At 58.1% G+C, this 6,435-nt stretch carries 7 protein-coding genes and 2 pseudogenes; 8 read left to right on the plus strand and 1 reads right to left on the minus strand.

From position 1 onward, the window contains the following. From AC221Y_RS18355 to phaR, 5 genes are all read left to right on the plus strand, one after another. A partial coding sequence (locus tag AC221Y_RS18355; RefSeq protein ID WP_486707980.1) for a F0F1 ATP synthase subunit A occupies positions 1 to 679 on the plus strand: 679 nt, incomplete at its 5' end. Positions 680 to 724: 45 nt separating this feature from the next. Continuing rightward, positions 725 to 961: a F0F1 ATP synthase subunit C gene (locus AC221Y_RS18360; RefSeq protein WP_093973261.1), complete on the plus strand. Its 237-nt coding sequence runs from the start codon at positions 725 to 727 to the stop codon at positions 959 to 961. A gap of 77 nt (positions 962 to 1,038) precedes the next feature. Next, entirely contained in the window at positions 1,039 to 1,563 is a 525-nt protein-coding gene (locus tag AC221Y_RS18365) for a F0F1 ATP synthase subunit B' (RefSeq protein ID WP_299751612.1), read from the plus strand. Between the two features lie 3 nt (positions 1,564 to 1,566). Then, the gene (locus tag AC221Y_RS18370; RefSeq protein ID WP_486707981.1) at positions 1,567 to 2,124 is read left to right on the plus strand and encodes a F0F1 ATP synthase subunit B; all 558 of its coding nucleotides are present in this window, start codon (positions 1,567 to 1,569) and stop codon (positions 2,122 to 2,124) included. Between the two features lie 158 nt (positions 2,125 to 2,282). Further along, on the plus strand, positions 2,283 to 2,858 hold the full coding sequence (gene phaR / locus AC221Y_RS18375; RefSeq protein WP_486707982.1) for a polyhydroxyalkanoate synthesis repressor PhaR: 576 nt from the start codon (positions 2,283 to 2,285) through the stop codon (positions 2,856 to 2,858). Between the two features lie 40 nt (positions 2,859 to 2,898). On the opposite strand, the gene AC221Y_RS18380 is transcribed toward phaR, so the two are convergent. Continuing rightward, positions 2,899 to 4,563: a peptidoglycan-binding protein gene (locus AC221Y_RS18380; protein ID WP_486707983.1), complete on the minus strand. Its 1,665-nt coding sequence runs from the start codon at positions 4,561 to 4,563 to the stop codon at positions 2,899 to 2,901. A 141-nt stretch (positions 4,564 to 4,704) separates the two neighbouring features. Here AC221Y_RS18380 and AC221Y_RS18385 point away from each other — a divergent pair, with 141 nt between their 5' ends. From AC221Y_RS18385 to AC221Y_RS18395, 3 genes and pseudogenes are all read left to right on the plus strand, one after another. Further along, positions 4,705 to 5,736 carry a M42 family metallopeptidase gene (locus AC221Y_RS18385; RefSeq protein WP_299751624.1) on the plus strand — a complete coding sequence of 344 codons (1,032 nt, stop codon included), beginning with the start codon at positions 4,705 to 4,707 and terminating at the stop codon, positions 5,734 to 5,736. Positions 5,737 to 6,147: 411 nt separating this feature from the next. Then, positions 6,148 to 6,273, plus strand: a pseudogene (locus AC221Y_RS18390) (winged helix-turn-helix domain-containing protein); the annotation flags it as partial. After that, positions 6,253 to 6,435 (plus strand): annotated as a pseudogene (locus AC221Y_RS18395) (hypothetical protein); the annotation flags it as partial. The pseudogenes AC221Y_RS18390 and AC221Y_RS18395, both read left to right, overlap by 21 nt.

A 6,435-nucleotide genomic window follows, 5' to 3' on the forward strand; every position in this document is an offset into this window, starting at 1 on the left:
CATAGGCGATCCGGTTGCGTGGTACACAGTGACCAATGCAACGTTCTGGATGGCAGCTGCTGTTCTGGCAATTGCCGCTTTGATGATCCTTGGCACGCGCGGCCGCGCGGTTGTGCCAAGCCGCGTACAGTCGCTCGCAGAGCTTAGCTACGGTTTCGTTTATAAGATGGTTGAGGATGTCACGGGCAAAGATGGCCTGAAGTACTTCCCCTACATCATGACGCTGTTTCTGTTCATTCTGTTTTCGAACTTCCTCGGGCTGATCCCGATGAGCTTCACCACGACCAGCCACATCGCAGTCACGGCCATTCTGGCGGTGGCGGTATTCTTGGCGGTCACGATTTTGGGCTTTGTCAAGAACGGTGCCTCGTTCCTTAGTCTTTTCTGGGTCAGCTCGGCGCCTTTGGCGCTGAGGCCGGTCCTTGCTCTGATCGAGCTGATTTCTTACTTCGTGCGGCCCGTCAGCCATTCTATCCGTCTTGCTGGCAACATGATGGCCGGTCACGCGGTTCTGAAAGTGTTCGCAGGCTTCGCGCAAGTCGCTGCCGTCGCGCCGATCGCCATCTTCGGTGTGGTCGCGATCTACGGTCTTGAGGTTCTGGTGTCCGCAATCCAAGCCTACGTCTTTACCATTCTGACCTGTGTCTACCTGAAAGACGCTTTGCATCCGCATCACTAAGGTCAGTTCTTAATTCAGCCAATTCCATCGTAAGGAGACAGTCTAATGGAAGGCAATATCGCTCAAATGGGTCAATTCATCGGTGCCGGCCTTGCCGCTATCGGGTCTGGTGCAGCTGCTATCGGTGTGGGCCACGTTGCTGGCAACTTCCTCGCCGGCGCACTGCGTAACCCATCTGCCGCTGCGGGTCAGACCGCAACGCTCTTCATCGGCATCGCGTTTGCTGAAGCTCTGGGGATCTTCTCGTTCCTCGTCGCGCTTCTGCTTATGTTTGCTGTATAAGACACCTCGCGATCCTTACACGCCGGGTGTCCGCTGACGCGGGCCCCGTTGTCTGACAAAGGTTTGAGGAGGTCGCTATGGCGACAGAAACATCAGGCGCCGCCGAGTCCGCTCCCGGTATGCCGCAACTCGATTTCTCGACGTTCCCGAACCAGATTTTCTGGCTCGTGGTCACGTTGGTGGTCATCTATATGGTGCTGTCCCGCGTGGCATTGCCAAGGATTGCATCGGTTCTTGCTGAACGGCAGGGGACGATAACAAACGATATTGGTGCTGCCGAAGAGCTGAAGCAGAAGGCTGCTGAAGCCGAAGCTGCTTATGACAAGGCATTGGCCGATGCACGGTCAGAGGCCGGTCGCATTGGTGCCGAGACGAAAGCCGAAGTTCAGGTCGAAATCGACGCAGCCATTGCAAAGGCTGACGCTGAGATTGCGGCGCGTGCCTCGGAAGGCGAAGCTCGGATCGACGAAATTCGCGTCGGAGCCACAGCCGCGGTTCGCGAAGTTGCGATAGACGCTGCCGAGGCCGTTGTGGCCGCGATGGGTGTCAACGTTGATAGCGCTGCGATTGCAGCGGCTGTTGATGCACGAGTGAAGGGGTAAGCCATGCAACGGATCATCACACTGATCGCTCTGGTCGCGGCGTCCCCTGCATTTGCGGCGAAGGGTCCGTTTTTCAGCCTAGCCAATACCGACTTCATTGTTGTCGTCTCGTTCATTCTTTTCGTCGGCGTGCTGTTTTACTTCAAAGTGCCGTCGATGCTGACGGGGCTTCTCGACAAACGCGCCGAGGGTATCCAGTCCGAGATTGATGAGGCGCGAGCGCTTCGTGAAGAAGCACAGACGCTGCTTGCGAGCTTTGAACGCAAACAACGCGATGTGCAGGAGCAGGCGGACCGCATCGTTGTGGCCGCTAAGGAAAGCGCGACGGAAATCGCGGCGCAGGCAAAACTTGATCTGGAGAAATCCATCGAGCGACGTCTTCGTGCTGCGGAGGACCAAATAGCGTCTGCCGAAGCATCGGCCGTCCGCCAGGTTCGCGACGAAGCTGTCCGCATCGCGATTGGGACGGCATCCGAGGTTATTGCGCGCGATATGAAGGCTGCCCGGGCCGACGCGCTGGTTAATGAAGCCATCAGCACGGTTGCTGCCAAGCTTCACTGACGATGGCACGTCACAGAATTGAACAAGCCCGGCCTTTTGGTCGGGCTTTTCAGTTTCAGCGAGTAAATGCGGCACCTGCGAAGGCTTTCGCGCATTTCCTTTGCTTTTCCCGCACTTGGGGGTAGTCTGTACTGCAGCGAGCCTATGAGGAGGACGACATGTCCGGAACACCGCTTTTGATCAAGCGCTACGCGAGTCGACGCCTGTATAACACCGAAACGTCCGATTATGTGACGCTTGAAGATATAGCGGGCTTCATTCGGGAGGGCCGCGAAGTTCAGATAGTGGACCTGAAATCCGGGGATGATCTGACACGTCAGTATCTTTTGCAGATTATCGCAGAGCATGAGAGCCGAGGCGACAATGTGCTTCCTTTGGATGTGCTTACGGATTTGGTGCGCTCGTATACGTCGCAAGCCAATTCGGTTGTGCCACAGTTCCTGGCGATGAGTTTTGATATGCTACGTGATGGCCAGTCGAAGGTCATGGAGAGCATTGCGTCGCCTATGACGGCCATGCCTGGTTTCGATGCGATGAAAGCACAGCAAGAGGCCTTTGTGAAAGCAATGACCATTGGTGGTTTTAGGGGGCCGGGTTGGCCCGCGAAGGACGGCGACGATGATGCTTCAGATACGGCAAGCGACGAAGAGCCGCCAGCTGAGTTGGATGTGATCCGCGCGCAGCTGGCCGAAATGCAGGCGCAGCTTATGAAGATGGGAAAGCCGAAGAAATAGGGGGAGGCAGGCCCTGGAAGGGCGCTGCCATCCCCAATGCTTACCTAAAGATCGAGCGCACCGAATCCGCGAGGATCTGAACGACGAAAGCTTCGTTCAGGTATCCGGTTTCATCCAGATTTCTGGCGGACTGATAACGGCGGATCGCACGGCGGGTGTCGTCGTCAAAGGTCCCATCAACCTTTCCTGGCTTTAGTCCCAAACGATCCAGACGGCTTTCGATCGCGCGCCGTGTGTTCGGGGTCAGGTTCAAGGCGTTCTCTTCCTGTATTGCCTGACGTTGGCGCCCGGTTTGTTGTGAGGCGCGGGTCAGTTCGGCGATACGATCTTCGGCTTCCTGGCGAAACGCGCCCTGTGGTGCGATGGCAAGATAGTCGCGGTAGGATTGCTCGGTGTCCTGGATGCGGGCTTCGTCCCAAAGCTGCCGGTCCCGCGTATTTGTCTCGGCGCGTTTTCGGCGTTCAATGGTTTCAAGCCGGGTCCGGGCCACTTCAGCGAAGTCGCCGTCGGGGAAGCGGGTCAGATAGGCCCGTAAGCCCGGTTCGTCATCACGGGCGCCGGTTTCCTCCCAAAAGGCGAGGTCCTGCGCGAGGCGGTCCTCGCGGCGGCGTTCGGCTTCGGCTTCAAGTTCGGCGGCGCGACGCTCGGCCTGGGCGTCGAGGCGGGTAATCTGGTCGGTGCTTAGAAAGCCCGTGACGTCGGTGCTGTTTGCCGTCTGCCACGATGATATGGCAGCGCGGGTACCCCGACCGAAGATGCCGTCGATGCCGCGGGTGTTAAAGTCCAGAAGCGTCAAATCACGCTGAATTTCCCGACGCTGGTCACGGTTAAGCTCGAGGGCTTGTTCAGTGCGCTCAGCGCGGGCTTCGGGCGTGTCTGTCATTGCCTCGATACGCCCGGTTGCCATTGCCGTGAACTGGCCACCGGGGAAGCTGTCGATATAGCCCTCGTAGGCTTCGATGGTGTCGATACGGTCAGCCAATCGCCATGCCAGAAGATCGGCGCTGCGGTCGGTTGTCGTCGGTGTGGGGGCCTGGGCGGCGACCGCGGGTTCGCGAAGATCCGCCACAAACACCTGTCCGTCCATGACAAAACCACCAATCTGGACACTGCGGCTGTTGCGCAAGTTCGCAAGGTTCTCGCCTGGGCGTGCTAAGCGCTGGACCGATTGCGCCAAGGGGCGGGGGGCTCCGGTCAGAAGGGTGATGCCCTGCGGCAGGTCAAGATCGCCGATACCTATTTGAAGGAGTGGCCCAAAGTTGCCGTCGACATCGCTGTTGGCCAAAGCAAGGATGGCCTGACCCGGAGTTTCAGCGAGGATGGCCAGTATCTGGCTCAGCGGGATGGCCGTCGCCGCAACGTCGGTGAGCGCGCCCGGACGCGCATCTGTGGGCAGAAAGTACGTGTCGGTTGCAGAGTGAGCAAAGCGACCGGCCAGCACGACGAGAAGGCGATCGGCATCCGATGCAGCTGCCTCGAAAGCAGAAAGCGCCTCGACAAGATCACGACCTTCGGCGTCACGGACACTGAAAACTTCGAAGCCTTGGCGTTCGAAAGCGGAAGCCGGGCCTGTCACCTCGTCTCCGCGTCGAAGATCATTCAACCCGGCATAGTCCTCGTTTCCGATCATTAAAGCGGCGCCGTCGGCCCAGACGAGCGCGGTTGAGGCTAGGGAAATGGCCGTGGCGAAAAACAGATGTCGCATACTCATAATCCTCCCTTTGTCGATCCTACCCTACGGCGAACACGATTGCCCGGCAATTGACTTGCGCTTGAGCGACTTCCTGCTTGAACCCTTGGGCTACGGCTTCATTATGCGGTCAACTTGGATTGAAAGGTTGGCGTTATGAATATCGAGCTGTTGAAAAATCTTTGCGAGACCCCCGGAGTGCCGGGCAACGAGGAGCGAGTGCGAGAGTTGATCCTTGGCGAGGTCGAAGGTCTGTTTGACGAGGTGCGTGTCGACGCCATGGGATCGCTGCATTGTGTGCGCAACGGTAAGGGTACGGACCCTGAGCGGATCATGCTTTTGTGTCATATGGATGAGATCGGGTTTCTGGTCAGCCACATCTCGGACAAGGGGTTTTTGTACCTCCAGCCTGTTGGTGGATTTGATCCGCGCAACCTGTTTTCGCGGCGCGTTTTGGTTTGCACCGATGACGGCGAATTGAAGGCTGTGATGAACCCGGCGGGGCGTCCGGTGCATATTGCTTCGGCTGCGGACAAAAAGCGCATCCCCGAGCCGCACGAATTTTACGTTGATACCGGATTGGGTGAGGCTGCGAAGGATAGGGTGAAGGTCGGTGATATGGTTGTCATGGACGAGCCGTTTCTGGAGATGGGCGAGAAGCTTGTGTCCAAGGCGTTGGACAACCGGGTTGCGTGCTGGCTTGGGATCGAGGCGGCGCGGGGGCTTGGCAAGGCCAAGACCAAGGCCGAGATCCACGTGGTGTTTACGACGCAAGAAGAAGTTGGTTTGCGCGGGGCGCGGACAGCGTCCTATGCGGTGAAGCCGGACATCGGCATCGGCATTGATACGACGTTGTCATGTGACACGCCGGGTGTACCCGAGCAGGACCGCACAACAGTGCAGGGGCAGGGCTTTGGTCTGCACATTCGCGATGGGTCGTTCATTGCAGACAAGGCTTTGGTGGCTGAGGTGGCAGCGCTCGCCGAGAAGAAGAAAATCCCTTATCAGCGCACGATGTTGCGGTCTGGCGGTCAGGACGGCGCTGCGGCTCAGCAGTCGGCAGCGGGTGCGCGCGCGATCGGAATTGTCGTGGGCACGCGGTATATCCATACCGTAACCGAGATGGTGGATCGCACGGATTTGAAAGCGGCTTTGGATATTCTGGTCGCGTTCTTGAAGTCGCGGTAGGCGTAGCGCTGCCTTATACACAGGGTGACTTCACATTGGCTTGGAAGAGGGTGGCCGGAAATTTGGTGCGCCGTTTCAAGGCATACACGGGTCCCTTCAACCAGGCTGATTTGCCACCTTGAGGTTTAGTCATCGCGGTTGCTTCCGGCCGGATTTGTGGCCGGTTCAGCAGGCGTGTGTCCATCGGGGGCATCATATCCAAGGGTCCTTTTCTATTGAGGATCACCCTGCCAAGACGCCAAGCACCGCGCTTGAAGAACACCTTGTGATTGTCTTGTGGTGTTCTTGGGATTGCCACCAATCCGCTCAAAACTCTTGTGAACGCAGGTCTGAGGCGGTCTAGTTTTCTGATGAAGTATCAATTTTCTGACTGCGTTCTGGATAGCGAAGCCTTTTCGCTGATGCGTGGCGGTGCCCGTCGCGCCTCAGGTTTTTGACCTGCTGCTTACGCTTGTACGCAAACCGGGTGCTGTTCTGACGCGCGACGACCTGATCGAAGCGGTTTGGGGTGGGGGTATTGTGTCGGATTCTGCAATCAGCGCGCGTGTTTCAGCGGCGTGGCGTGAGTGGACGCGGCGGATTGAGGCGGTGTTGTTTGCGAGCGCATCGCCGGTGGCGCGCGAAGACTTGGGCCGTGTTGTTGGCAGGTGCGTCTGTCGATCTGCTGATCGAAGACCTCGCCGCTGATCTTGAAGGCCG

The sequence above is a fragment of the Boseongicola sp. genome (assembly GCF_057460485.1).

Excerpts from the sequence above, each read along its gene's own strand:
- AC221Y_RS18360 (WP_093973261.1), top strand. The coding sequence starts at position 725 with ATGGAAGGCAATATCGCTCAAATGGGTCAATTCATCGGTGCCGGCCTT.
- AC221Y_RS18370 (WP_486707981.1), top strand. The coding sequence starts at position 1,567 with ATGCAACGGATCATCACACTGATCGCTCTGGTCGCGGCGTCCCCTGCA.
- AC221Y_RS18385 (WP_299751624.1), top strand. The coding sequence starts at position 4,705 with ATGAATATCGAGCTGTTGAAAAATCTTTGCGAGACCCCCGGAGTGCCG.
- phaR (WP_486707982.1), top strand. The coding sequence starts at position 2,283 with ATGTCCGGAACACCGCTTTTGATCAAGCGCTACGCGAGTCGACGCCTG.
- AC221Y_RS18380 (WP_486707983.1), bottom strand. The coding sequence starts at position 4,563 with ATGCGACATCTGTTTTTCGCCACGGCCATTTCCCTAGCCTCAACCGCG.
- AC221Y_RS18365 (WP_299751612.1), top strand. The coding sequence starts at position 1,039 with ATGGCGACAGAAACATCAGGCGCCGCCGAGTCCGCTCCCGGTATGCCG.